Here is a 25974-nt window from a genome sequence, read left to right as displayed (position 1 = left end):
GACGCTTGGAAGGTTAACTCCCCGCGTACCCCAACTTCTTGTCCACGTTATTGAACAACTGCCCTCCCTGATGCCAGCGATCAAAGTTCTCCAGGAACTGGTCCGTCAGGGCGCGACGCCAGCCGATGAAGTCGCCTGACATGTGGGGTGTGAGGATGACATTACCCATTTCCCACAGGGGATGGCCTTCCGGCAGGGGCTCTTCCTCGAACACGTCCAGGGCGGCGCCGGCGATATCCCCCTTGTTGAGGGCGTCGATCAGGTCTTTGGTGTTGACGATGGGCCCGCGACCGATGTTGATCAGTCGGGCGCTGTTCTTCATGGCCTTGAAGGCCTTCTGGTCGAACAAACCCTCCGTCTGCGGCGTCAGGGGCGCGGCAATCACCACGAAATCCGCCACTGCCAACTGGTCGAAGAGCTGTTCGTTGGCGTGCACCGCGATGAAATCCTCGTCGTCGCCCCGGGCCCGGCGGGCAATGCCGTGGGGCTTCATGCCGATGCCCCGGGCCAGGCGTGCGATCTGACGGCCGATGGAACCGGCCCCCACCACCAGCACCTCACTCCCTTCTGCCCGCTCGGTATCCCGGTGCTTCCACTTGTGGCCGGCCTGTAGCCGCATGGATCGGGGAAAGTCCTTGGCGAACATCAGCATGGTGCACAGGACATACTCGGCGATACTGCGGTCGAAGATGCCACGGGCATTGGTGACGGTCACGTCGCTGTCGATCAGCGCCGGGAACATCAGTGCATCCACCCCCGCGCTGGTGGCGTGGATCCACTCCAGCTTATCGGCACAGGGCCAGGCCGCCTCCAGGGCTTCCGTGCGGAAGTCCGTCACCATCATCACCTGGCTGCCCGGCAGGGCCTCCCGCAATGTCGCCTCATCCCACGCGAAGCGGACTTCGCCCCGGGCCTTCACGGCGTCGATGCCCGGGGGGGCGTCTTCACCCGGGGCGGTGAGTACGGTGATGATCGGCTTCTGCTGTTGGCTCATGGGTGTCGGATCCTCCTGACGACGGGGTATAACCTGAAATGAGTTTGGCCGCTGGACCATGCGGGGTCAAACCTGTCTGAGGGATCGTCAGACAATGATCAGAAAAAGGTCTGATGCCTCTTGTACCCGGATTGTGTCGTGGACTACTCTGCCAGAAGGAAGAAAGGCGCTACAGATTCGCTGGCGGGCCCGGCCCAGGGCCTTGCCGCAATACAACCCATGGCAGTGAGAGGTGCTTATGGCAGAGGCTGCAAGAGATACCGGGCAAACCCAGCCGCGCAAGGTGAAGTATCGCAAGGCGAAAGCGTCCTGGAACCCCGCCATGCAGGCGATTCCGGTGCCTGGTATCCGTCGGATGGTGAATATGGCGGCCACCATGAAGGACGTCATCCACCTGTCCATCGGGCAGCCGGACCTGCCAACCCCCAAGCACGTGATCGATGCCTACGTGGATGCCCTCAACGCGGGCCAGACCGGCTACACCATGGACGCCGGCCTGCCGGAACTGCTGGTGGCCCTGCGGGACTACTACGGCAAGCGCTACGGCCGCAAGCTGACCCGGGACAATATCCTGATCACCAGCGGCGCCACCGAGGCCATGTACCTGGCCATCACCTCCACGGCGCAGCCGGGACGGCAGTTCATCATTACCGACCCCACCTTCCTGCTGTACGCGCCGCTGATCCGCATGAACGGCGGCGAGGTGAAGTACATTCCTACCCGGGCGGAGAATGACCACCAGCTCGACCCGGACGAGGTGATCCGGGCCATGGGGTCCCGCACCTTCGCCCTGGTCCTGAACTCCCCCAACAACCCCACCGGGGCGGTCTACCCGCGCTCCACCATCGAGACTATCGTGGAGGAATGCGCCTATCGGGGGATCCAGATCTTTTCCGATGAGGTCTACGACCACCTGATCTTCGACGACGATGATTACGCCAGCGTCCTCAACTGCGCAGTAGACCTGGACAACATCATGTGCATCAGCAGCTTCTCCAAGACCTACAGCATGGCGGGGCTGCGGGTAGGCTGGGTGATATCCAGCCAGGCCACTATCAAGAGCCTGCGCCGGTATCACATGTTCACCACATCGGTGGCCAACACGCCGGCCCAGTTTGCCGGGGTTGCGGCCCTGACCGGTGACCAGCAATGCATCCGGGATATGGTGGGCATCTACCGGGAGCGCCGTGACAAGATCGTCGAGCTGATCGACCAGACACCACACCTGACCGGCTACAAGCCCGGCGGGGCCTTCTTCGCCTTCCCCAACCTGCCCCCCCACGTGGACGGGTCGGACCTGGCCCTGCGGATGCTCAAGGAAACCGGCGTGTGTACGGTGCCCGGCGATGCCTTCGGCGAACACACCCAGAATGCCCTGCGTCTGAGCTTCTCCACCACCTGTGAGAAGCTGGAGGAGGCCTTCGACCGCATTATCCCATGGATGGCCAAACAGCAGTTCTGATACATCACTGACAGCGCCGTGGGCTGACACACAGCAGCCCACGGCAGGGTGACCGAGCATTATGCTGGAACCTGCCGCCCTGCAATGTCCCTATTGCTGGGAACAGTTGGAAGTCTTCGTGGACCCGAGTGTCCGGGACCAGGAATACGTGGAGGACTGCCAGGTCTGCTGCCAGCCGATCCTGATCCACGCCTGGTTCGATGAAGGCGAAGAGCTGCACCTCACCGCGACCCCGGAGAATGACTAAGGTGTAACGCTTTTGGCGGCATCTCCGCTTGCCTCCGGAACCCGCCTCGGAGACCCTATGAACACCTATCACTGTCCACAGGAAATGTCATGACTGTTCGTGCTGTACTGGCCCTGATTCTCACCAGTGTACTGATCACTGGCTGCGCCGGCTTCTCCCCCCTGACCATCAGCGAATCCACCCTGGAGCGACACCTGCAGGATGCCGTAAGCAATTATGACCGGCAGCAACTCCAGGCCGGCTCGCCCCTCAGCCTGTCACTGGACAAGGCGGACATCACCCTGGGGCCCGATGGTCGCGATGTGGCGGTGATCGACCTGTCCGGCCAGGTGGCCCTGAATGCGCTGATGGCGAAGATACCCGCGGACATTGCCCTCAAGGTGGAAGGTTCACCGGTGTACGACAGCGAGGAACAGGCCATCTACATCCGCCGTCTGAAGCTACTGGAAAGCAGCGTGGATACGCCCTACTTCAGCAGCGGCGAACTGGCCCCGGTCACCGAGAACGTTATGCGGGTGGTGGCGCAGTTGCTTGAGACGGTGCCCGTGTACCGGCTGGATGACACCAGCCTTGGCGCCCGGGTGATGGGGATGACGGATATGGACCTTCGCGTGGCGCCGGGCAGGCTGGAATTCGTGAAGCGCTGATAGCCCCACTCCCGCATGGGGAGAGGCTGGAAATGCCGACTCCGCAGCCGGACCGCCCTCCCCCTCTCCCCGGCCCTCTCCCCCAAGGGGAGAGGGAGACCAAGGAGCGAGCGTTGGTGCGGGCGCCGGCTTTAGCCCCTCTCCCTCGACGGGAGAGGGGTTGGGGAGAGGGTGGAGACTCCACCTCCGATCAAGGAAGGCAATAGATGGAACAAAGGAAGTTCGCCAAAAACCTGCGTAGCAACATGACTGATGCGGAGCACCTGCTCTGGCGTCACTTACGTGCCAAAAGGATCGAAGGTGCCAAGTTCAGAAGGCAACATCCTATTGGCCCCTATGTGGTTGACTTCGTTGAGCTGAAGCACCAAATAATTGTGGAAGCGGATGGTGGTCAGCATAACGGGTGCGACAATGACTCTGAACGGGACGACTGGCTGACCCGGAAAGGATTTCGCGTTCTGAGATTCTGGAACCACGATATCCTTGGGCAAACTGACGTGGTTCTGGAAGAGATTTATCGGGCGCTGCGCGCCTCCCCCTCTCCCCGACCCTCTCCCTCCAGGGGAGAGGGGGTCCAGGGCGCGAGCAATGGTGGCGGGCGCCAGCCTTAGCCCCTCTCCCTTGACGGGAGAGGGGTTGGGGAGAGGGTGGAGATATCAACACCGCAGCCGGGCCGCTCTCCCCCTCTTCCTCCAGGGGAGAGGGGGACCAAGGCGCGAGCGATGGTGGCAGAGGTCGGCATTAGACCCTCTCCCGCAAGGGGAGAGGGAGATCAAGGCGCAAGCGTTGGTGGCCGGCGTCGGCTTTAGTCCTGCTTTACTAGTCGCCTGACAAGGAGGTATCGGACGGATCCAGCTCCATCTGCTGGATGGCGATTACTGCCTGGGTGCGGTTGCGCACGCCCAGTTTGCGGAAGACCGCGGTGATGTGGGCCTTGATGGTGGCTTCTGAGACGTCCAGGTCGTAGGCGATCTGCTTGTTGAGCATGCCCTCCGCCAGCATCCCGAGTACCCGGAACTGTTGCGGTGTAAGGGAGGCCAGGCGGTCCGAGAAGTCGGTGCTCTCCGCCTGCATCTGTTCCAGCTTTTCAGCGACGCCTTCCGGCAGCCACATGTCCCCTTCCAGCACTGCCTGGATGGCCTCGGTGATTTCCGGCAGGGGAGCAGACTTGGGAATGAAGCCCGAGGCGCCATAGTCGATGGAACGGCGCATCACCTGCAGGTCCTCGGAACCGGACACCACCACTACCGGCAGGCCCGGGTACTGGCCCCGCATGAACACCAGACCCGAGAAGCCGTGGGCCCCCGGCATGTTCAGGTCCAGTAGTACCAGGTCCGCATCCGGCTTCCGCTCCACCTCGGCCTGCAGGGCCTTGATGCTCTCAACCTCGGCCACCTCCGCATCGGGCACGGCCTGGCTGACCGCCTGGCGCAGTGCGGCGCGGAACAGCGGGTGGTCATCGGCGATGATTATGTGTTGGGCCATCCACGGACATCCTCTTGTTAAACCAGTGTTTGTGCCCTGGCAGCGGGCTATCTCTCAACGCTGACCCGTTCGATCAGCGAAAAACCCGAGAGGGAAACAGGGTTATTCTACCCCAAACACAACGATGCCCGCAGGGCATGATCCCTGCGGGCATCGTCTTCCGTCGTTATGGTCGGGAGTCTACTTGAAAGCGCGCTCGCTGATAAGTTCGTCCACCACGCTCGGATCCGCCAGGGTGGAGGTATCCCCCAACTGGTCGTGCTCGTTGGCGGCGATCTTACGCAGGATGCGGCGCATGATCTTGCCGGAGCGGGTCTTCGGCAGCCCCGGCGCCCACTGGATAACATCCGGCGAGGCGATCGGGCCGATCTCCTTGCGCACCCACTGGACCAGCTCCTTGCGCAGCTCCTCGGTGGGCTCCACGCCGTGCACCACGGTCACGTACACGTAGATGCCCTGCCCCTTGATGTCGTGGGGATAACCCACCACGGCGGCTTCGGCCACCTTGTCGTGGGCCACCAGGGCGCTTTCCACCTCGGCGGTGCCCAGGCGATGGCCGGACACGTTCAGCACGTCGTCCACGCGACCGGTGATCCAGTAGTAGCCGTCCTCGTCACGGCGGGCGCCGTCACCGGTGAAGTACATGCCGGCATAGGTGCTGAAGTAGGTCTGCTTGAACCGCTCATGATCCCCGTAGATGGTGCGCATCTGCCCGGGCCAGCTGTCGAGGATCACCAGGTTACCCTCGGCCTTGCCGTCCAGGATATTGCCATCGTTGTCCACCAGAGCCGGCTTGACGCCGAAGAACGGCAGAGTGGCGGAACCTGGCTTCAGGTCCACGGCCCCGGGCAGCGGGGAAATCAGGATGCCGCCGGTCTCGGTCTGCCACCAGGTGTCCACAATCGGGCACTGGCTGTTGCCGATCACCCGGTGATACCACTCCCAGGCTTCCGGGTTGATGGGCTCACCCACGGAACCCAGCAGGTGCAGACTCTCCCGGGTGGTGCCCTTCATGCAGTCCTCGCCTTCGGCCATCAGGGCGCGAATAGCGGTGGGCGCGGTGTACAGCACGTTGACCTTGTGCTTGTCCACCACCTGCCCCATGCGGGAAGTATCCGGGTAGTTGGGCACTCCTTCGAACAGCACGGTGATCGCGCCATTGGCCAGCGGGCCATAAAGAATATAGCTGTGGCCGGTCACCCAACCGAAGTCGGCGGTGCACCAGTAGACATCACCCTCCTGGTAGTCAAAGACATACTCGTGGGTCATGGACACGTATGTCAGGTAGCCACCGGTGGTGTGCAGTACACCCTTGGGGGCGCCGGTGGAGCCGGAGGTATACAGCATGAACAGTGGGTCCTCCGCGCCCATGGGCTCCGGCGGGCACTCGGCTGAGGCGTCCTTCATCAGGTCCTCGTAGTGTACATCGCGGCTGGCGTCCCAGGGCACATCCCCGCCGGTGCGCCTGACCACCACCACCTTCTCGACGTCCGGCACGTTCTTGCCCTTGAGGGCGGCGTCCACGTTCTTCTTCAACGGAATCTTGCGGCCGCCGCGCACACCCTCGTCCGCCGTCACCACGAACCGGGACTTGCCGTTCTCGATGCGGGCACCCAGGGCTTCCGGCGAGAAGCCGCCGAATACCACGGAGTGGATGGCGCCGATGCGGGCACAGGCCAGCATGGCGACGGCGGTTTCCACGATCATGGGCATGTAGATGGTGACCACGTCGCCCTTCTTCACGCCCAGGGTCTTGAGCACATTGGCGAACTTGGCGGTCTCGGCGTGCAGCTCGCGGTAGGTCACATGGCGGGAATCGGCCGGGTCGTCCCCCTCGAAGATGATTGCGGTCTTGTCACCCCGCGACTCCAGGTGCCGGTCGAGGCAGTTGGCGGAGGCATTGAGAACGCCGTCCTCAAACCACTTGATGGAGAGGTTGTCGTAGTCGTAGGTGGAATTCTTGACCTTGCTGTAGGGCTTGATCCAGTCCAGGCGCTTGCCGTGCTCACCCCAGAAGGTCTCCGGGTCCTCGATGGACTGTTTGTACATCTGTTCGTACTGCTCGCGATTGACGATGGCTCGTTTCGCGAAGCTGTCGGGTACCGGGTATAGCTTCTTGTCGGTCATTATCTCCCCCTTTTTCAGAGTCTGTTGCTGAGTTGTCGGAATTGTTGGAACAGAACTTGTCAGCCCCTGCCAGGCAGTCGGTTTTCAGGCAGCGGACAGGGATCGTGGCCGTCAGTCGGTCGACCTATCGGATCCCTGATAAGTGGATTGCCCTATCTGACCATGTCAGACCTGACCATTGAATTAGACCAACGTACTACCAAAGTGTTCTGACGGTGTCAGGGATAAGTGTCGTATACAGGAAGGATAGTTCTCCCCGGGGCGGCTGAAAAGCAGCCCCGGGGAGAGGACGACGGTTGTCGATATCAGGCAGCGGCGGCAGCGCGACGCTCGCGGCGGGCTCTCAGGCTGTACACCCGGCGCTCGGCCAGGGCGTAGCGGTTGAGACCGCCCAGGTGGGTCTTGCGGAGGTAGGTTTCCCAGCCAATACGGCGCGGATCCACCGAGAACAGCTCACGGTCGGTATCCCCCATGCGTTCGGCCAGATCCATCAGCTTCTCGTTATGGAACACGTAATCCGGCGCGGTGTAGAAGCCGAAGATGGTCGCCAGGGCACGGGTGGTGTCCAGGTTGCGCAACAGCTTCAGCTCTCGGCTATGGCCCGCCATCTTCATGGCCTTGCTGGCCAGGGACAGGGGCACCCGGATGCCGGTGACGGCGGCGTCAAACAGGGTGCGGTTGACCGCCATGAAGGGTTTGGTGGGCTGGCGGCTGAACAGCTTGTCGTAGGCCTCGTGGTTTTCCCTCGCCTCGTCCATCAGGTGGTCGATGAACTCGCCCAGGGAAATGGGGTTCATGGAGCCACTGCAGCACTGGTAGATACGGCGGCCCTGTTCGGCGTTTACCGCCTCCGCACCGGCCAGCAGGATACTGTTGGCCACCAGGTCCACCGGAATGACGTCAATCACGCCCTCGCGGTCGCCCGGGAACAGGGTCACCTTCTCACGGGCGTAGGCCAGGATAATGGCGTCGGCCACCTTGACCCCCTCAATCCAGCCAGGCATGGGCTCCTTCAGCGCGCTCTCGATGATGGAGGGCCGCACGATGGTCAGGCTCTGGTCCGCCAGCGCCTCCATCAGCCGCTGCTCGCCCAGCCACTTGGTGAAGGTGTAGGTATCGCTCCAGCCGTAGTGGTTGGCCTCGCGGATGCCCAGCTCCACCAGCTTTTTCTCCAGTTGCTTGCCGGAGTACCGGGACCGCACATCGGTGATCTTGTCATGGAGCAGCCGCACCAGCGCATCGGTCTGGAAATAGCCATCCTCACTCTGGGGAATGGGCGCACCGGCAGGCTTGATAACGTCTTCGGCCACCTGACCGCTGTTCATGCCATTCACGTAGCAGGTGGACACCTGCACCACCGGGATGCCACCACCGTGGCGGGCAAAGTGGGCCACGTTATCCAGGCACAGGGTGTTGATGGTGAGGGCCTTGTCCAGCTCCTCACGGAAGTTGACGCTGGCCGCGGAGTTGATCACCAGGTCAATGCGCGACGTCAGGCGTTCATACTCGGCATCGGACAGGCCGAAACGGGGGCGGGTAAGTTCGCCCTTTACGCAATGCACCTTATCCTCCAGGAAGGCCTCGAAGCCTTCCTGGTCCTCACTGCGCAGGAGTTCGAATACGCTGGCGCTGGCGATCTCACTGTAGAAGCGTTCACGGGCATCCGGGTGGCGGGCATTGCCACGGACCAGCAGGTGAATGCTGCCGATCTCGGGCACCGTACGTATCAGCTTCTCCAGCACGGCCTTGCCAAGGAAACCTGTGGTGCCGGTGATCAGGATATGCTTGCCCTCCAGGGCGCGGCGCACAGAGGAGCTTGTGTCGTCGATATCCGGAAACAGATGGGTCATTTCAGTTGAACTCCTTCTCGTTAATATCGCGGATCCGGAGTGGGGGTTGGTTCCGGACCCCAATGGCGTCCCTGGTGGTCAAACCCGGTTGTCCCTGAACCTGTCGGCTCGCCGGGAAAGCATCGCCTCAGCCATACCCGATGTGCGTCTGGACATCAGTGTCACGACTGTCTATGCACTACCTTGTCGGGGAATTTGCAGAAATCGCGCCAGCCTGCGTTCCCTCAAGTTGAGACGCCGTGAGTCTGGCATGGCATCGTGACAATATAGAGACAAATCACGGAAATTAAACTGCCTATTTCCTGAACGTAACCTTATGACGCCCATGACGAAAATCACGTCACTGTTTTCAATAACAAAAGGTGTTCAAGAGGTTTTCAATTGTTCACCAGGGGGAGCCTGACGACAATCGTCAGTTCTCCCTATTCGGCCCGGGCCGCCTCAATGAGGTGCATGACAAACCTGCGACGGGCGATTTTGAGGCGTCATACCATATCCGGACCACCCGATAACAAGGCTCAGGGGCGCGGAGAGGAGAGGGATCCGGGCGTGTTCCGTTACTGGTCAGCGGTATTGGAGAGGGCTGCGAGGAATCCATCGACACGCACGGAATCCGGCTGGGATCTCAAACGAGCCAGCAGAGCATCCTGGGAACCAAAATCGGCCCGGCTGTAACCTGCACCCGGGGGAGGTGACGACATCTCCGGTTCCGACGACGCCATCCGAGATAACAACGCAGAGACACCGCGCAATGCTTCCTGCCTGAGCCGGGCATCCCCGGACTGTTCCGACAGCAACTGCTCCAGGTCGGCAAACAGTGCCCGGCAACGGGCGTCAGGGGGGGCGTCCTGTGCCACCGGCGCACCATGGCCTGTGGGTACATTGCCATCAGGCCGAGCAACGGCAGATCCAGAGGCTGGTGCCGGCAGTGCCTGGTCGGACGCTTCCTGTTGCCGTCGGCTGCGGTGATACCAATAGGCCGCCAGCCCCACCTTCCGGGCAGGCAGCCGTGACAGATGCCCCAGCAACTGGTCGGACAGGGTAATAAACTGCCGGCTTGACGGGTCTGACTCCGACAGAGTGGCCACCGGTCGCTGCAGCTCCACCGACTGGCGTATGGATTCATCCCGCCAGATGGCGCCGATGTAGTCCACGTCCATGCCCAGGTGACGCCGGGTGGCACCGGCAAAACGACGGTAGACCGCCCGCGCCTGGGAGGCCCCAGACGCCATGTTGACCATGACCCCCGGTGTGCGACGATAGCCCCGACGCTGCAACACCCGGAGCAGGGAGAAGGCATCGGTGAGAGAGGCTGGCTCCGGCGTGATCACCACGCAGGCCAGGGACGACGCGGCGATCATGTGCAGCGCCGCCGGCCGCAGCCCGGAGGCGGTATCGATAAGGATGGCGTCGTAGGCCCGCTCCATGCCCGCCAGTTCGCGGAGGACGCCCTCGGCATCGCCGATGTCCAGGTCCATGCACCGCTGCACACCGGAGGCGCCGGCAATAATATGCAGACCGAAAGGTCCTTCCTGGATGACATCGGCAAGCCGGCACTCGCCCGCCATGGCGTGTTCGAGGGTCCGTGTGGGATAGAGGCCGAGGAGGATACTGACATTGGCAAGGTCGGTGTCCGCATCCAGTAGCAGCACGCGCCTGCCCCTACGCGCCAGGGTCAGGGCCAGGTTAACGGCCACCGAGGTCTTGCCGACGCCGCCCTTGCCGCCCGTCAGGGCGACAATATCGGGGCGCGCCATTCGGTCAGGCACACCACCACTGCCCTGTGCCCCGTCATTCTGGGAATCGCTCACATCCATAACCCTGTACTAATGGTCGCTATCCGTCAGCCGGCCATAACATCATCAGGCGAATAAACAAACCTGAATGATACCCTGATTCAGGCCATTCCGGGAATGGAAAGAACGATCGGTCAATTTCTCAACAAAATCTCTTGATATGTATTCTCCAATGACTATCCTAACGTATTGTTCATTAACATTACGTTACGGACCGTTACACAAAGACAATGACACCGCCGTCGGCCACTGAGCAGCTCCCCACCCTTCCGGAGCCCCATTTACGGGCCCTGGAAGCCTGTCGACAGCAGCGAAGCTACCGGCGAATTACCGATATCATACAGCTCGACACGGCGCTGTCTGCGCGCATCCTTGCCCTGGCCAACGCCGCCGGCTCGCACCCCAGCCAACCGATGGACAGCCTGGAGCAGGCCCTGCTGCGCCTGGGGACCGACCGGGTGCAGAACCTGGTACTGACCGCGGCCCTGCAACAACTGCTGTTTGACCTGGGTAAAGGACACTGGCAGCAGCTCCACGGTTTCTGGCATGACGCCCTGTCCGTTGCCCTGATGGCCCGGGCGCTGGCCCGCCTGACCCGCTACCCGGCCACGGACACCGCCTTTCTCACCGGCATGCTGCACAATGCCGGCAGACTGCTCCTGCTACGACAGGAACTCGACGCCCCCCATCGGCCGCCGGAAACCGGCTACGTGGTACTGAGCACCACCCTAGCCCGCCACTGGCAACTGGACCCGGCGATTCTCGAGGCCCTGGCCCACCAGCAGGATGATACCGGCGCCCTCGGCACCACCGGTCATCTGGCCCGCATTACTGCGGTGGCGGTGCAACTGGTTGTCCGGGAGGGCCATGGCCTGACCATGGCAAAGGCACTGTTCGGGCTGGAGGATGAACTGACGGCGGAAATCCTGCGCCGTATCCGGCTGGAAACCGGGGACCTGGCCCGGGAAATGGGCGTACCCGCCTTTGTCCACTACGACGGCGACCAGACCACGCGGCGGCTGACCATCGCCGCCGTCCGGGAACTGCTGGCCCGGGACCTGATGGAACAGTCGGCCCCACCGGTATCGGCGGACCAGATACGCCGGCAGGTCCACGAGATCAACAACCCCCTCACGGTGGTCCGGCAGTACCTCTACCAGTTGCGCAAGCGCCTGGCGGAAACCGGCAGCGAGGGGGACATCGATATCATCGAGGAAGAGCTTGCCCGGGCCAGCGAATTGCTTGGGGAACTGGCCAGCAACAACGCTGACGGGGCGGCGGGACAGCGGGAAACCGAAGGCCAGGCCATCCTCAACCATGAGGTCCGCACACTGCGGGACCTGTTGGCGGATGGCCTGTTCCAGGAGTTGCAGGTCACCTGTGCGCTGGAACTCTGTGATACGAGTTCCGCCATTGCGGCCCCCGCAGCCCAGGTCCGGCAGGTGGTGCTTAACCTGCTTCGCAATGCCGCGGAAAGCCGGCCGGATGGCCCGGTACGGATTGTCATTCGGTCCATGGCTCCGGTCTGGCAACAGAACCGGCAATGGGTGGAACTGACCGTGGAGGATGACGGCCCCGGCCTGCCGGATACCGTCAGCCAACACCTGTTCGAACCGGTCACCACCGGCAAGGGCGGGGCCCACAGTGGCCTGGGCCTGAGTATCGTCAAACAGTTAATGGATGACATGGACGCCATCATCAGTTGCCAGAGCAGTCCTTCGGGAACCCTGTTCCGGCTGCTATTCCCCGCGGGGACCAGTACCGAAGACCGGTAACAGCACAGCAGGGCCCGGAGGCTATCGTCCCGGGGCAACTGCGGCAAGGGAACTCGCTGAAAACCGGCAAAGGTCGACGAGTAGCGTGTGATGATCCATAAAGCCGAATCAGATCCAGAACCTTACCGGGAACGCCAGCGAATACTGGTGGCCGATGACAATCCGCGCCTGCTGAAAAGCCTGTCGGACCTGCTCTGTGACCATGGCTACCAGGTTTCCATGGCCGCCGACGGCAATGAAGCCTGCCGCCTGTTGCAGCAACACCCGTTCACCCTCGCCTTCCTGGACCTCAACATGCCCGGGCGCGACGGTTTCCAGGTGATGGAGGAAGCCTGTCGCCTGCAACCCCGGTGCGCACTGGTGGTGGTCAGTGGCGAAACCTCCTTCCTGTCGGTCAGTCGCGCCCTGCGGCGGGGAGCCAGCGACTATATCCGCAAGCCCTTCGACCCGGAGGAGGTTCTGGCGACCCTGGAAAATGTGCTCGGCAGGCAGTCACTGCTGCGCGCCCACGAGGACGTCCAGCAACGGCTGGAGAAGTCCGAGTCCCTGCACCGCTATATCGTCAACAACTCCCCCGACATCGTCTTCATGCTCGACGACCAGGGGCGTTTCTGCTTCCTCAACCCCAAGGTGTCCAACCTGCTCGGCTACCAGCCCTCCGATCTGATCGGCCAGCACTTCCGCTTGCTGCTGCATGACGAGGACGCCTCACTGAGCGCCCCCTCTCTCAATGACCCGGGCATCAGCACGGACCGGCCCGCCACCTTCGAGGTTCGCCTGAAGGCCGAGGGCCGCCTCCAGGCAACCCGACATTTCGAGATCACCGCGTTCCCCATCGCCCCGGGTAGCTGGAGCAGCGCGGGGAATCCCGACGAGCGCGAGCTCAACGAACGCGCACGCTACTATGGCATCGCCCGGGATATCACCGAACGCAAGGAGGCCGAGGCCTTCATCAGTTTCCAGGCCTATCACGATCTGCTGACCCGCCTGCCCAACCGGGCCCTGTTCCGGGACCGGCTCAACATGGCGATCAACCAGGCCAACCGGCACCGTCATCCGCTGGCGGTGATGTTCCTGGACCTGGACCGTTTCAAGATCATCAACGACACCCTGGGCCATTCCATGGGTGACCGGTTGCTGCAGGCGGTAACCCAGCGCCTGGAAAAATGCCTGCGCAAGGGCGATACCCTGTCACGATTCGGTGGCGACGAATTCACTCTGCTGCTGCCGATGGTTCCGGACCGGGATCACGCCGCCGTGATCGCGCGCAAGCTGATCGATGCCCTCAAGGCACCGTTCCGGCTCGACAACCAGGATATCTTTGTGGGGGTCAGTATCGGGATCGCCATGTACCCGGAAGCGGGCAAGCGCATCGAACAACTGATACGCAATGCCGACCTGGCCATGTACCACGTCAAATCCCGGGGCAAGGACAACTACTGCTTCTTTGACAGCAGCATGACCGTGGACTCCAGCCAGCGCCTGACCCTGGAACGGGACCTGCGGCGGGCCATCACAGGTGGCGAACTGGAAGTCCACTACCAGCCCCAGGTCTGCCTGCGCACCGGCAAGGTGGCCGGGCTGGAGGCGCTGGTTCGCTGGCGACACCCACACCGCGGCCTGTTACCGCCATCGGAGTTCCTGCCCCTGGCGTCGGAAACCAACCTGATTGCCGACGTCAGCCATCAGGTGCTGGCCAACGCCTGCCGCGAAGTGGGCCAGTGGATCGCCTCGGGACACCCCGACCTGCGACTGGCAGTCAACCTGTCGCCGGTCCAGGTGGAGCATCCCATGTTCACCGAGCGCCTGATGGCGCAACTGCGCCAGGTGGGCTTCCCCCCGGGCAACCTGGAGATCGAGATCACCGAGAATGTGATCATGAACGATCTGGAGAAAGTGAGCCAGACGCTGCGGGAGCTGGCCGATCAGGGCATCCGCATTGCCATCGATGATTTCGGCACCGGCTATTCGTCCCTGAGCTACCTGCACCACTTGCCGATACACATCCTCAAGGTGGACCGCAGTTTTATCCAGGGAATTCGTGCCGGCAACGACGGGGCCTGTATCGTTAATGCCATCATCGCCATGGCTCGGGGGCTGAAGCTGGAAATTGTCGCCGAGGGGGTGGAGAACCAGGATCAGCTTGAGTACCTGACCGCCAGCAACTGCGACCATGTCCAGGGTTTCCTGTTCGGTCGCCCGCAGCCCGGCCCGGAGGTGCGCAAGGTGCTCGACCGCAGCCCGTTCCCGCTTCTGGAGAGCCTCTGAACAGGCCCTGGATCAGGCCTGGACGATGTCCCGGCGATATCCGAGCCGGGCCAGGAAGGGATCAATGTCCGCCGTCGCCGGTGCGGAAAACAGGCAGCGATGGCCGGAGGACTGGTAGCGCACAAGATCCCGGGGTGCAAAGCCCGCTTCTTCCAGCAGGGCCCCGGTGCGGCGGGCAATGGCGTCACCGGAATCCACCCAGTGGCGCACGTCCGGCAGCAGGCGCTGGAGCACGTCACGGATCAGCGGGTAATGGGTACAGCCCAGTACCAGTGTATCGACCCGCGCCTCGCGGAATGGCTGCAGGGCCACCGACAGGGCCGGTTCCGGTAATGGCCGGCCACGGGCCCAGTCCTCGATCCAGGTGACCAGCTCCGGGTGCCCTACCCGTTCCAGCAGACAATCCGGAGCAAAGTCACGGACCAGTTGTTCCAGGTAGGGACGCCGTACCGTGGCGGGGGTCGCCAGCAGGCCAATACGACGGTTTTCCGACAGGGCGGCGGCGGGCTTGATGGCCGGCACGACCCCCACCACCGGAACACTCACCGCCGAGCGTAGCGCCGGCAGCGCCACGGTGCTGGCGGTGTTACAGGCCACCACCACCACATCGAAGGGGCGCTGGCGAAGCTGATCCTGTACCAGGCCGACGGTACGGTCCACCACGACTCCCTCCGGCTGGTCGCCATAGGGAAACCCGGCATTGTCCGCCAGGTGGGTCAGGCGGGCCGCCGGGATATGCTGGTGAATACAGGCGGCAATGCTCAGCCCACCCACGCCGGAATCGAACACCAGGATTTCCGGCACCCGGTCAGGTCGTGCCGTGCTCACCCGGCCATCTCCCGCTTCAGTTGCCGGATCAGGCGACCGGCAATGGTGGTTTCCGGGGGCACGGGGGGATGATCATCCGGGGTAAACCAGTCCGCCTCGGCCAGTTCGTCCTCCTGCAACACCAGGTCGCCGGACTCATAGTCGGCAAAGAAGCCCAGCATCAGCTGGTGAGGGAACGGCCAGGGCTGGGATGTCCAGTAACGCACGTTGGTCACCGTCAGGCCGGTTTCCTCCAGCGTTTCCCGGGCCACCGCCTCTTCCGCGCTTTCCCCGGGCTCCACGAAGCCGGCGATCAGGCTGAAGAAATGGCTGCGAGCCCGTGAGGAACGAGCCAGCAGGAAGCGGTCCCCCCGGCGGATCACCACGATCACGCAGGGGGCCAGCCGGGGATAGAAGGGAATATCGCACCGGCCGCACCAACGGGCCCGTTCGGCGGGGTGGAACCCGGTCTCACCCCCGCAACGGCCACAGAAGCGATGGTCCAGGAACCACTGCTGCACCTGGGAGGCGGTGCCCAGCATCTCAGCGGGCGCATCCGGCATGGTGAGCAGTGCCTCCCGCAGGTGAATCGGCCGGGTGGCGTAGAGCAGCATGCCCGGGTCGACGCTGGCCACGTAGACCGCCCGACCATCCAGGTCACCCACGTAGACGGGGTCCGTCCCCTCATCCAGGGCACCGTCCACCGCTGCCCAGCGATGGGTCCAGCCATCCTCGGGACACCAGATTTCCGGGCCATTCATGGCCACGACCAGGTCGTCGGCGGCGGGCGCCTTGCGGGACCAGCCTGCACTCCAGTTCTCCATCAACTACTCCACCAGGTTACAAAGGCTGAAATGTATCATATCTGTTAAAGGGGAACGCACTCACCACTTTGTCCGGAACCGGCGACAAAGTACACTTGTGGCTCCTCTCTGTCCGGAGTCTGACTGAATGCGATTACTGCCTGCCATTTCCGGCGCTCTGACCACCCTGCTGAGAAAGATCCTGTTCCTTTGGGTGCGCACGGATGTCCTCGGCGCCGGCAAGCAGGAACTGAACCTCGATCCCAAGCGCCCGGTCTGTTACGTCATACAATACAGTTCCCTGTCGGCCCGGCTGGTGTTGGAGCAGCAGGTGGAAAGGGCCGGCCTGCCCCCGGCTCGTAGCCCCATGAAGATCCATAACGGGCCCCGCCACTCCTTCTGCTTCCTCTACCGCCGGGCCCGCGGCACCTTCAGCCCCCGACCGACACCAGTGATGACCCAGCGCATGGAACACCTGGTGGCCATGTCCGTGGAAGACCCCACCCTGGACATCCAGTTGGTGCCGGTCTCGCTGTTCTGGGGACGGTCACCGGACAAGGAGAAGTCGTTCCTCAAGCTGTTGCTGTCGGATACCTGGTCGGTGGCTGGCCGCTTCCAGAAACTGCTGATCATCCTGGTGCACGGTCGCAATACCCTGGTCCGCTTCGGCGAGCCTATGTCCCTGGCCGACATGGTCCGGGAACACCATCGCAGCAAGGCCAGGGCCAGCCGCAAGACCGCCCGGCTGCTGCGCACCCACTTCCGTCGGGTACGCCAGGCGGTGCTGGGGCCGGATCTGTCACACCGTCGCACCCTGGTGGCGGACCTGATCCGCACCCCCGCGGTGCGGGACGCCATCCGCGAGACCTCCCGCCGGGAGGAAGTCCACCCGGACAAGGTCCGCAACCGGGCCTGGGGCTATGCCAACGAAATCGCCTCCAGTATGTCCATCGCCACCATCCGCATCCTGGAGATCATCCTGGGGTGGCTGTGGAACCGGATCTACAACGGCGTTCGCATCAACAACATCCGCGAGGTGCAGGAACTGGCGGAAAAGAACGCGGTGGTCTATGTGCCCTGTCACCGTTCCCATATCGACTACCTGTTGCTGTCCTATGTGCTTTACCGCAACGGGCTGATGCCGCCCCATATTGCCGCCGGCATCAACCTGAACATGCCGGTGGTGGGCCCCATCCTCCGCCGTGGCGGTGCCTTCTTCATGCGTCGCAGTTTCCGCGACAACCCCCTCTACGCCACGGTGTTCAACGAGTACATGCATGTCATGTTCACCCGGGGCTACTCGGTGGAGTACTTTGTGGAAGGGGGCCGCAGCCGCACCGGGCGCACCCTGCAACCGCGGCCGGGCATGCTTTCCATGACGGTACGGAGTTTCCTGCGGGACCACCAGAAGCCCATCGTGCTGGTGCCCGTCTACATCGGCTATGAGAAGGTCATGGAGGGCCGTTCCTACCTGGGCGAACTGCGGGGCAAGAAGAAGAAACAGGAAAGCGTGGTGGGGCTGGCGAAATCGGCCCGCAAACTGCGCAACTCCTTCGGCAAGGTGTCGGTCAATTTCGGCACCGGCATTGACCTGGCCACGGCCCTTGAACAGGCCCGGCCCGGCTGGCAGAACGAAGCCGTCGGACGGGAGGCCAGGCCGCCCTGGCTGAACGATGCCGTGAATCACCTGGCCCTGCAGGTGGCCACCGGCATCAACGCGGCGGTGGCCGTCAACCCGGTGACCCTGGTGGCGACGGTGCTCCTGGCCACCGAGCGCATGGCCATGGACGAGCGGCAACTGGCACGGCTGATGGACCAGTATCTGGCAATCCTCAAGTCCCACCCCTATGCGGACACCGTGACCTTTCCCGAAGGCGATGGCCGCGAGTGGATCCGCTACTGCGAAAAGATGGGCATGGTGGGCCGACATCCCCAGAAGCTGGGGGACATCATCGGCCTGGACGGGGTCAATGCCACCCTGATGACCTATTACCGCAACAACATCCAGCACCTGTTCGCGCTGCCGGCGCTGATTGCCTGCCTGTTCGAGAACTGTACGTCCCTGGCCCGGGACCGGGTGATCTTCCTGGCCAGCGCCATCTACCCTTATCTGCAGTCGGAGCTGTTCCTGCGTTACGACGCCGACACCGTGGGGGTCGAAGTGGACCGCTGGATCGACACCCTGGTGGAACACGGTATCCTGCGCACCGACGGTGACCGCGTCATGGGCCCGGACGAGGGCACCGACCAGCGCCTGCAGCTCCATACCCTGTCACGGTTTATCATCCAGACCCTGGAGCGCTACTACATTGTTATCGCCACCCTGCGCAAGCATGGCCCGGGGATGCTCACCGCCAGGGAGCTGGAAGAGGAAAGCGTGCTGATGGCGGAACGGATGTCGATCCTGTTTGGCCTCAATGCCCCGGAATTCTTCGACAAGGCCCTGTTCCGGAACTTTATCGACAACCTGCGCCGGAACGACGTCATCATTGCCGGCGACGACGAGCGACTGGGCTATACCCGGGAGCTGGAAGAAGTGTCGGAGGATGCCCGCCTGGTGCTGAATGTGGAGAAACGCCAGGCCATCGCCCAGGTGACCCGGCTCGGCGCGCTCTGATCAGTTGGATGGCAGGGCCTTGAGGGGGTAGACATCGTAACGGCTGCTCTTGCCCTCCAGCGTGAGGCCCGGCGATGCTCCCTCAATGGCCGGTGCCCGGCGTGAGCGCTTCACCACCACCCGGTACCGGGCGCAGGCCAGGGCCGCCTCCAGCAGCGTGGCGGCATCCGGGTCATCCCCCACCACCGGCCGGAACAGCTGCATCTCCTTCTTCACCAGGGCCGACTTGTCCCGGTGCGGGAACATGGGGTCCAGGTAGATCACGTCCGCAACCGGCTCCCCCGCCCGCGCCTTCAGCCACGTGATGCTGTCCGCCAGTACCAGGGACATGCGGGACACCACCGCCGCCGTACTGTCGTTTGCCGCCGCCCGCGCCAGGCCATCCTCCAGGAGCGCGTGGATCACCGGCGAGCGTTCCAGCAGGGTGACCTGGTGCCCCAGGCCCGCCAGCACGAACGCATCCTGCCCCAGGCCAGCAGTGGCATCCAGGATATGCAGGGTGTCGTTGGTGCGCTTGAGGCCGATGGCCTTGGCGATAAGCTGGCCGGTGCCGCCGCCGTGGGCCAGCCGGTAGCCGGCCTTGCCGGAGACAAACTCCGCCCGTACCGGACCCGGAGCCTTACGCCCCGTGGCCTGCAGTGAAAGGCCACGCTCGTCCAGCAACAGCACCAGTGGGCTATCCCCGATATCCCTGGCGGATCGGATGCCCAGGAAGTTGGCGCCCAGCCGGGTGGCCAGGGCTTCGGCAGCGGAGTATCGGTCGGCAACGTCACAGGCCACCGGCGGAATACCCATGTGATCGGCATCGTGATCGGTAAACGGAGATGTTGGCATGGGAAAGGGGCTCAGACGCGGATGTCGATGCCTGCGAGTTCAGCGTCGTACCCGTCCATGCCCTCACGCTGGCTGGCGACAGCAGCAAAGGCCTCCAGTGCGCGGGCATTGGCCATGGGAATATCGTCCGCCCGGAAGGGTTCGAGACGACTGTCCTCGGCGGCGGAACGGGCCTGGATCCGGCGCAGGTAGCCCTGGTTATCCTCGGCGGGCACCATGCCGGTACCGGGGGCATCGCCACCGGCCGGTGACGGGCGGGCGTCCTGGCGATCATCGGTCAGGACCTCCGGGCGTGCAGCGGGAGCGCGGGCCGCATCGTTGCGCTCACGGGCAATGCCGTTGTTACCGACGTAGGGGTTGTTGGAGTTGATACCACCAATCATGGCCACTGATCCGCACGTACCTTTAAACGGAGTCTGAACCTAACCAGACCACCTAACGCCCCGGAAGTTTCTTCCAGGTGACTTCATCCCGCAGATACACCGGTTGCGCCCGGGCCGCCGGTACCGCTTTCCCCTGCTGCCAGGCCACCACCGCCAGTCGGGCGACGAAGCGGGCATCCGGGGTAAGCGTCGGATCCGGTGGATTCACCGAACCCGTGACACTTTCGGGTATGCGGTCAGCATAGCGCCAACCACTGCCTCCTGCCAACCAGCGGCTGCAACCCTCCGGCAGGCTGACCTGTTCCGGGGGGCAGACCCGCTCAGGTGTCAGTAGCTCCGGCAGGCCATCCACCAGTTGGAAACAGCCCCAGTAGACCTCATCCATGCGGGCATCGAAGGCCACCGCCATGCCGTCGCCCTCGCCGGCTTCGTGGCTCTCCGCCAGTTCCAGCGCCACTGCCTGCAGGGAGGAGACCGGCACTACCGGTATATCCAGCCCCCAGGCAAGACCCTGGATCACCCCGGTGGCAATCCGCAGTCCGGTGAACGAGCCAGGCCCGGCGGCGAATGCCAGCGCGTCCAGGTTAGCCATGGCCACGCCCTGTTCCGCCAGCAACTGACGGACCATGGGCATGATCAGGCGGGTATGGCCCCGGGGCTCAACGCGACAATGCCCGCTCAGTTCCCCGCCACAAAGCAGGGCCACGGAGCAGGCATCGGTGGAGGTATCTATGGCAAGAAGGTTCAAGGTCGTGAACTAGCCCAGTTTGGAGAGGATCTGCTCGCGGATATCGTCGAGGGAACCCACACCTTCAACACGCACGTACTTCGGAGCCTGTTCCGGCTCGCTGGCGGCCCAGTCCTGGTAGTAGCCCACAAGCGGTTCAGTCTGCTCATGGTAGACCTCGAGACGCCTGCGGACGGTGTCTTCCTGGTCGTCCTCGCGCTGCACCAGAGGTTCGCCGGTCTGGTCGTCCTTGCCGTCCACCTTGGGCGGATCATACTTGACGTGGTAGATGCGACCACTGGCCGGGTGCACACGGCGGCCCGCCAGACGCTGGACGATTTCCTCGTCGTCGACGGCGATTTCCACCACATAGTCAATGCTGATGCCCTGGGTCTTCAGCGCTTCCGCCTGGGGAATGGTACGCGGGAAGCCATCCAGCAGGAAGCCGTTGCGGCAGTCATCCTGCTGGACCCGTTCCTCGATCAGCTCGATAATGATGTCGTCGGAGACCAGCGAGCCGGAATCCATGACCGCCTGGACCTTTTTGCCCAGCTCGGAACCGGATTTGACGGCGGCACGGAGCATGTCACCTGTGGAGATCTGGGGAATGTCGAACCGTTCCGTAATGAACTGTGCCTGGGTCCCCTTGCCGGCTCCCGGCGCCCCCAACATGATAATACGCATACGTTATGCTCCCATTTCCTGGTTAATTGTGTAGTCTTGAATCGTTGAAAAGCGGTTGCCAAACCCAGGGTTACAACACTCTCCCCAATTGCCACAAGGCTTGGCAACAGCCTCTCGCAGCCGCCACAGGCGCACGAAAAGCGGGCATTATACGAAGTCGGGACCGTGAGAGAAAGTCGACGTCCGTCGCAGTCCATCCCAGCCGGCACGAACGGCGACCGGACAAAGGTTGGTCAGGATGACAGAGAGTGAGCCAGACTGTCCAGATCATCGGCCACCTGCTCCACATCCTCCCGCAGGCGGTCCAGGTTGCCGGTATCGAGCCCGAGCTGTTCCGCCAGGTAGCCGACATCATCAGGGTTGAACTCGTCCCCCACGCCCTTCTCCTTGAGCAGTGCGTTGGCCAGTTGCACCATGGTGACATAGGTCTTGTGGTCCCCCTGGTAGTCCATCTGCTGATGGACACCGGCGGCCTTGATCACCGGATCCGGCATCTGCCACAGCTTGTGCAGGATGCCCCCGATTACCCCATGCCCCACCGTCAGCATCTGCTGTTCGTCGGAGTCGCCGAAGACCTGTTGCTCCAGGGCCCGCATGCTGACCTCGGGGTTGGCTGCCCGGAGCCGGTTGAGTTCCTCGAATTCGGTGGGGAACAGGTGCCCCACCAGCAACAGGCCAAAGTTGTGGAGCAGGCCGCACAGGTAGGCCAGCGACGTATCCACCCCGCATTGGGGCGCCAGGCGCTGGCTGACGAAGGCGCAGTAGAGGGAATGGCGCCAGAACTGGTCCATGCCCAGGGGGCCCTGGCGGGGAATGTCGAAGGCGCGGACCGAAGCGATGCCCAGGGCGATATGGGCAACCCGTTCGAAACCCAGCACCCGGGTGACGGCCTCCTGCACTGAATCAATCTGGCCCGGGTAGTTGAACAGGGCCGAGCGGGCGTAGCGGATAATCTGGGCGGTCACACTGGGGTCGTACTCGATGACCTCCGCCAGTTCCCGGGCCGAGGCCTCCGGGTTGCTGGTGAGGTTGAGGATCTTCAGGGCCAGGGCCGGCATGGGCGGCAGCCGGTACAGTTTCTGCAGCTTCTCGGCGACCTCTTCCAGGGTGATGCTGTTGGCGGTCTGGCCGCTGTGGCGGATGGTGACATGCCCCTTTTCCGAACCGGCCATGGCGAGTCGAAACTCCCGTCCTGCCATGATCATCAGACGCGATGAGGAACCGCAGGCCATGACCACGCGATCCGCCTGGTACAGGGATTCTTCCACCAGCACCGGAATGTTGTAGGCAGACCCGAAGGGCGGCACGAAGCCCGGCGCGCAATCGCTGAACAGCCGGCCCGCCTGGGTAACGGTCAGTGGTTGCAGGCGACGACCGGTGCGCTCTGCAATGGCATCCAGGTCCGGCGAGCTGTCCAGGGGATGCACCACCAGCAGCACACCGTTGACGTCGATCAGCGCCGTACTGCGGATCACCTGGCGCCGGTCGATGCCGTCCCCGAGCACGGCCGCCTCCAGCCCGCCACGGGGATCTTCCGACACCGTTACCAACTCAAAGGCCAGGCCCTTGCGATTGAGAAACTGCTCGACTCTGGCGGCCGCTGCCACTGACGTCTCCTTAAGTTCACTATAAACCGGTGTTCACGATAAACCGGCGACAAAGAGTATCATACTCCCTGTCATCATGGCCTCCGTCAGCCGGTGTTCCGCATACCGGCAGCGATGCCCGCCATGGTCACCTTGAGGGCCTGTTCCACCAGTTGCGGCATGGGCTGCACCTCGGCATCGGCACCTTCGGCGGCCACATTCTGTTCGGCCTCCCGGTTACGCCGCAGCAGTTCTGCCTGCAGGTAGTGGAGCGGGTCGGTATAGGGGCTGCGCACCTTCATGGAGTGGGCGAAGACCGGCTCCTCCTCCAGCAGCACCTGCTGGTTCTTCAGGGCCTTGACCTCCTCGATGCAGCCTGCCAGTCGCTCACGCAGCTCCTGCCCCAGCGGGCGCAGGTCGGCTTCCACCAGCGTCTGGTCGTAGTAGCTGGCAATCTGCAGGTCCGACTTGGCCAGCACCATTTCCAGCATGTCGATGTAGGTGCGGAAGAACGGCCACTGTTGCCGCATCTCCTGCAGCAGCGGCATCTTGCCCGCCTTCTCGGCCTCCTTCAGGGCCACGTCGCTACCCAGCCAGCTTGGCAGCATCAGCCGCATCTGGGTCCAGGCGAAAATCCATGGGATCGCCCGGAGGCTCTCCACGCCACCACTGGGTTTGCGCTTGGCCGGGCGACTGCCCAGGGCCAGCTTGCCCAGGGCCTGTTCCGGTGTCGCTTGGCGGAAATAGGGCACGAAATCCGGATTCTCCCGCACCACGGCACGGTAGGATTCCAGGGAGCGCTCCGTGAGCCAGTCCATGGCCTTCCGCCATTCCGGCTCCGGCGCCCGGGGTGGTGCCAGGGTGGCCTCCACCACTGCCGTGGTGTACAGGGTCAGGCTCTGTTCCGCCAGCCGGGGAAGGCCGAACTTGAAGCGGATCATCTCCCCCTGCTCGGTGATGCGGAAGCTGCCATTCACCGATCCCGGCGGCTGGGACAGGATCGCCCGGTTGGCGGGACCGCCGCCCCGCCCCACGGTGCCGCCGCGACCATGGAACAGGGTCAGGTGCATGTCGAAGCGGTTGGCCACCTCGGTCAGTTGCTCCTGGGCCTGGTACTGGGCCCAGGCGGCCATCATCTGGCCGGCATCCTTGGAGGAATCGGAATAGCCGATCATCACTTCCTGGGCGCCGTGGCAGTACTCCCGGTACCAGTCCACGGAATAGAGTGCCTCCATGGCCGCCGGGGCGCCCCGCAGGTCATCCAGGGTCTCAAACAGGGGCACGATGCGCATGGGGAACTTCATGCCTGCCTCCCGCAGCAGCAGGATGACGCTAAGCACATCCGAGGGTTGGCTGGCCATGGAGATCACGTAGGAGCCCAGGGCCTCCGGTGTCTGGCCGGCCACCACCGCGCAGGTGTCCAGAACCTCCCTGACCGGGTCCGAGGGTTCCCAGTTGCGGGGCACCAGCGGGCGGCGGCCCTGGAGTTCCCGCACCAGGAACTGCTGGCGCTCCTCTTCGCTCCACTCCAGATAATTGCCCATGCCCAGGTACTCCACCATTTCCGCCACCGCCTCGGCATGACGGGTGGATTCCTGGCGGATATCCAGGCGGATCAGGGGCAACCCGAAGGTATGGGCCCGGCGCAGGGTATCCAGCAACGGGCCGTTGGCGATGGTGTCCAGGCCACATTCCATGAGCGAGCGGTAGCACAGTTCCAGCGGCGCGGTCAGGTCCTCGTTCTCGAACAGGATGTCGGTGTCGTCCGCCGGTTCGCCGTTGACCCTGGCCTCGGCCCAGTCCCGGGTACGGATCAGCCGCTCCCGCAGACGGCCGAGAATTTCCCGGTAGGGTTCGCGACAGTCCCCCGCCTGTTCCCGCAGCTCGTCGCTGGCCTGCCACATGGACAGCTCGGCCCGGAGTTGCTGGATGTCCCGCAGGTACAGGTCCGCGGCCATCCAGCGACCGAGCAGGAACACGGTACGGGTGACCTCGTGGGTGACATTGGGGTTGCCGTCCCGGTCACCGCCCATCCAGGACGCGATGCGGATGGGGGTGGCGTCCAGGGGCAACCCCTTGCCGGTGGCGTCCTCCAGGGACAGATCCAGGCTGCGCAGGAACTTCGGCAGCGCCTCCCACAGACTGTTCTCGATGACCGCAAAGCCCCACTTGGCCTCGTCCACCGCCGTGGGTCGCTCATGGCGGATCTCGTCGGTATGCCAGGCTTCAGCCACCAGCAGCCGCAGGCGGTCCAGGATTTCATCCCGCTCCGTGGGCAGCAGGTCATCGTGGTCCAGCGCTGCCAGGCAACCGGACATTTCGTCATACTTCATGATCAGTGTGCGCCGGGCCACCTCTGTGGGATGGGCGGTGAGCACGAACTCCAGGCGCATATCCGAAACCTTCCTATGCAGGGTGTCAGCATCCACCCCGCCCGCCTTCAGACGGTCGAAGACTTCCTCCAGGGATTCCACCATCAGGTCGGACTCGTGGCCGCGCTTGCGACGGATGCCGTGGTATTGTTCCGCCAGATTGGCCAGGTTCAGGAACTGGTTGAAGGCCCGGGTCACCGGCAGCAGCTGGTCGTCCCGCAGGTTGCTGAGCAGGCTCACCAGGCGCTGCCCGGAACCGCTTTCCTGAAGCCGGTCGGCCTTGGCGGCGGCGCGGATTTCCTCGATCAGATCGTAGATTTCCTCGCCGGGATAGTTGCGGATGTTATCGCCCAGCAACTCGCCCAGCAGGCGGACGTTCTCTCTCAGGTCAGGGTGCAGTTCTGCCACGGACAGTTCCTTTTTAATCAGAATCGTATGGTCAATTGACGAATGATCGACACTATACTGATACTAATAACGACGACACAGCTCAACCGCAAGTGTGCCGTT

Annotated in this window: 20 protein-coding genes; 7 read left to right on the top strand and 13 right to left on the bottom strand. The window is 63.4% G+C overall.

Annotation, left to right across the window (positions count from 1 at the left end; genetic code table 11):
- Window positions 1-13: 13 nt before the first annotated feature.
- On the bottom strand, window positions 14-994 hold the full coding sequence (locus tag ACJO2E_RS12375) for a D-2-hydroxyacid dehydrogenase (protein WP_406964209.1): 981 nt from the start codon (window positions 992-994) through the stop codon (window positions 14-16).
- Between the two features lie 238 nt (window positions 995-1232).
- Between ACJO2E_RS12375 and ACJO2E_RS12370 the strand changes: the two genes are divergently transcribed.
- The 4 genes from ACJO2E_RS12370 to ACJO2E_RS12355 all read left to right on the top strand — a co-directional run bounded on the left by ACJO2E_RS12370 (window position 1233) and on the right by ACJO2E_RS12355 (window position 3961).
- Window positions 1233-2456, top strand: coding sequence for a pyridoxal phosphate-dependent aminotransferase (locus ACJO2E_RS12370; RefSeq protein WP_406964208.1), 1224 nt, complete (start codon window positions 1233-1235; stop codon window positions 2454-2456).
- A gap of 61 nt (window positions 2457-2517) precedes the next feature.
- Window positions 2518-2703, top strand: a complete 186-nt coding sequence (locus ACJO2E_RS12365; protein WP_406964206.1) for a CPXCG motif-containing cysteine-rich protein — start codon at window positions 2518-2520, stop codon at window positions 2701-2703.
- Window positions 2704-2792: 89 nt separating this feature from the next.
- The gene (locus ACJO2E_RS12360) at window positions 2793-3350 is read left to right on the top strand and encodes a YceB family lipoprotein (protein ID WP_406964204.1); all 558 of its coding nucleotides are present in this window, start codon (window positions 2793-2795) and stop codon (window positions 3348-3350) included.
- A 206-nt stretch (window positions 3351-3556) separates the two neighbouring features.
- Window positions 3557-3961 carry an endonuclease domain-containing protein gene (locus ACJO2E_RS12355; RefSeq protein ID WP_406964202.1) on the top strand — a complete coding sequence of 135 codons (405 nt, stop codon included), beginning with the start codon at window positions 3557-3559 and terminating at the stop codon, window positions 3959-3961.
- Window positions 3962-4169: 208 nt separating this feature from the next.
- Here the strand turns inward: ACJO2E_RS12355 and ACJO2E_RS12350 are convergent, their stop codons facing one another.
- The 4 genes from ACJO2E_RS12350 to ACJO2E_RS12335 form a co-directional block, all read right to left on the bottom strand.
- Window positions 4170-4835: a response regulator gene (locus tag ACJO2E_RS12350; RefSeq protein ID WP_406964200.1), complete on the bottom strand. Its 666-nt coding sequence runs from the start codon at window positions 4833-4835 to the stop codon at window positions 4170-4172.
- A gap of 180 nt (window positions 4836-5015) precedes the next feature.
- The gene (acs, locus tag ACJO2E_RS12345) at window positions 5016-6962 is read right to left on the bottom strand and encodes an acetate--CoA ligase (protein WP_406964199.1); all 1947 of its coding nucleotides are present in this window, start codon (window positions 6960-6962) and stop codon (window positions 5016-5018) included.
- 305 nt (window positions 6963-7267) lie between these two features.
- A complete protein-coding gene (locus ACJO2E_RS12340; protein WP_406964197.1) occupies window positions 7268-8812 on the bottom strand; it encodes a fatty acyl-CoA reductase in 1545 nt (514 codons plus the stop codon).
- A 557-nt stretch (window positions 8813-9369) separates the two neighbouring features.
- Window positions 9370-10623 carry a MinD/ParA family ATP-binding protein gene (locus ACJO2E_RS12335; protein WP_406964196.1) on the bottom strand — a complete coding sequence of 418 codons (1254 nt, stop codon included), beginning with the start codon at window positions 10621-10623 and terminating at the stop codon, window positions 9370-9372.
- A 215-nt stretch (window positions 10624-10838) separates the two neighbouring features.
- Here ACJO2E_RS12335 and ACJO2E_RS12330 point away from each other — a divergent pair, with 215 nt between their 5' ends.
- Both ACJO2E_RS12330 and ACJO2E_RS12325 read left to right on the top strand, forming a co-directional pair.
- Window positions 10839-12383 (top strand): HDOD domain-containing protein, encoded by a 1545-nt coding sequence (locus ACJO2E_RS12330; RefSeq protein ID WP_406964194.1) that lies wholly within the window; start codon window positions 10839-10841, stop codon window positions 12381-12383.
- 90 nt (window positions 12384-12473) lie between these two features.
- Window positions 12474-14651: an EAL domain-containing protein gene (locus ACJO2E_RS12325; protein WP_406964193.1), complete on the top strand. Its 2178-nt coding sequence runs from the start codon at window positions 12474-12476 to the stop codon at window positions 14649-14651.
- A 12-nt stretch (window positions 14652-14663) separates the two neighbouring features.
- On the opposite strand, the gene murI is transcribed toward ACJO2E_RS12325, so the two are convergent.
- Window positions 14664-15479 carry a glutamate racemase gene (murI, locus tag ACJO2E_RS12320; RefSeq protein WP_406964192.1) on the bottom strand — a complete coding sequence of 272 codons (816 nt, stop codon included), beginning with the start codon at window positions 15477-15479 and terminating at the stop codon, window positions 14664-14666.
- Complete coding sequence (gene nudC, locus ACJO2E_RS12315; protein ID WP_406964191.1) at window positions 15476-16282, bottom strand: NAD(+) diphosphatase; 807 nt, start codon at window positions 16280-16282, stop codon at window positions 15476-15478. Before nudC ends, murI begins: the two co-directional genes overlap by 4 nt.
- 127 nt (window positions 16283-16409) lie before the next feature.
- On the opposite strand from nudC, the gene plsB reads away from it, so the two are divergent.
- On the top strand, window positions 16410-18878 hold the full coding sequence (gene plsB, locus ACJO2E_RS12310) for a glycerol-3-phosphate 1-O-acyltransferase PlsB (RefSeq protein ID WP_406964189.1): 2469 nt from the start codon (window positions 16410-16412) through the stop codon (window positions 18876-18878).
- On the opposite strand, the gene ACJO2E_RS12305 is transcribed toward plsB, so the two are convergent.
- The 6 genes from ACJO2E_RS12305 to ppc form a co-directional block, all read right to left on the bottom strand.
- Window positions 18879-19712 (bottom strand): class I SAM-dependent methyltransferase, encoded by an 834-nt coding sequence (locus ACJO2E_RS12305; RefSeq protein WP_406964188.1) that lies wholly within the window; start codon window positions 19710-19712, stop codon window positions 18879-18881.
- Window positions 19713-19723: 11 nt separating this feature from the next.
- Window positions 19724-20095, bottom strand: a complete 372-nt coding sequence (locus tag ACJO2E_RS12300) for a UDP pyrophosphate phosphatase (protein WP_406964186.1) — start codon at window positions 20093-20095, stop codon at window positions 19724-19726.
- Window positions 20096-20147: 52 nt separating this feature from the next.
- Window positions 20148-20843: a tRNA (adenosine(37)-N6)-threonylcarbamoyltransferase complex dimerization subunit type 1 TsaB gene (gene tsaB / locus ACJO2E_RS12295; RefSeq protein WP_406964185.1), complete on the bottom strand. Its 696-nt coding sequence runs from the start codon at window positions 20841-20843 to the stop codon at window positions 20148-20150.
- A 9-nt stretch (window positions 20844-20852) separates the two neighbouring features.
- Complete coding sequence (gene adk, locus ACJO2E_RS12290; RefSeq protein WP_406964184.1) at window positions 20853-21506, bottom strand: adenylate kinase; 654 nt, start codon at window positions 21504-21506, stop codon at window positions 20853-20855.
- A gap of 233 nt (window positions 21507-21739) precedes the next feature.
- Complete coding sequence (locus ACJO2E_RS12285) at window positions 21740-23113, bottom strand: HDOD domain-containing protein (RefSeq protein ID WP_406964183.1); 1374 nt, start codon at window positions 23111-23113, stop codon at window positions 21740-21742.
- Window positions 23114-23199: 86 nt separating this feature from the next.
- Window positions 23200-25872 carry a phosphoenolpyruvate carboxylase gene (gene ppc, locus ACJO2E_RS12280; RefSeq protein ID WP_406964182.1) on the bottom strand — a complete coding sequence of 891 codons (2673 nt, stop codon included), beginning with the start codon at window positions 25870-25872 and terminating at the stop codon, window positions 23200-23202.
- Window positions 25873-25974: the final 102 nt, after the last annotated feature.

The organism is Marinobacter shunpengi (assembly GCF_045449695.1).
Lineage (GTDB): Bacteria > Pseudomonadota > Gammaproteobacteria > Pseudomonadales > Oleiphilaceae > Marinobacter.
This window is presented reverse-complemented; position numbering and strand designations above follow the sequence as displayed.

Coding starts and splice junctions, on each gene's coding strand:
- acs (WP_406964199.1), bottom strand. CDS start 6,962: ATGACCGACAAGAAGCTATACCCGGTACCCGACAGCTTCGCGAAACGA.
- ACJO2E_RS12350 (WP_406964200.1), bottom strand. CDS start 4,835: ATGGCCCAACACATAATCATCGCCGATGACCACCCGCTGTTCCGCGCC.
- ACJO2E_RS12340 (WP_406964197.1), bottom strand. CDS start 8,812: ATGACCCATCTGTTTCCGGATATCGACGACACAAGCTCCTCTGTGCGC.
- ACJO2E_RS12375 (WP_406964209.1), bottom strand. CDS start 994: ATGAGCCAACAGCAGAAGCCGATCATCACCGTACTCACCGCCCCGGGT.
- ACJO2E_RS12300 (WP_406964186.1), bottom strand. CDS start 20,095: ATGATTGGTGGTATCAACTCCAACAACCCCTACGTCGGTAACAACGGC.
- adk (WP_406964184.1), bottom strand. CDS start 21,506: ATGCGTATTATCATGTTGGGGGCGCCGGGAGCCGGCAAGGGGACCCAG.
- plsB (WP_406964189.1), top strand. CDS start 16,410: ATGCGATTACTGCCTGCCATTTCCGGCGCTCTGACCACCCTGCTGAGA.
- nudC (WP_406964191.1), bottom strand. CDS start 16,282: ATGGAGAACTGGAGTGCAGGCTGGTCCCGCAAGGCGCCCGCCGCCGAC.
- ACJO2E_RS12360 (WP_406964204.1), top strand. CDS start 2,793: ATGACTGTTCGTGCTGTACTGGCCCTGATTCTCACCAGTGTACTGATC.
- ACJO2E_RS12370 (WP_406964208.1), top strand. CDS start 1,233: ATGGCAGAGGCTGCAAGAGATACCGGGCAAACCCAGCCGCGCAAGGTG.
- ACJO2E_RS12305 (WP_406964188.1), bottom strand. CDS start 19,712: ATGCCAACATCTCCGTTTACCGATCACGATGCCGATCACATGGGTATT.
- ACJO2E_RS12355 (WP_406964202.1), top strand. CDS start 3,557: ATGGAACAAAGGAAGTTCGCCAAAAACCTGCGTAGCAACATGACTGAT.
- ACJO2E_RS12330 (WP_406964194.1), top strand. CDS start 10,839: ATGACACCGCCGTCGGCCACTGAGCAGCTCCCCACCCTTCCGGAGCCC.
- ACJO2E_RS12365 (WP_406964206.1), top strand. CDS start 2,518: ATGCTGGAACCTGCCGCCCTGCAATGTCCCTATTGCTGGGAACAGTTG.
- ACJO2E_RS12325 (WP_406964193.1), top strand. CDS start 12,474: ATGATCCATAAAGCCGAATCAGATCCAGAACCTTACCGGGAACGCCAG.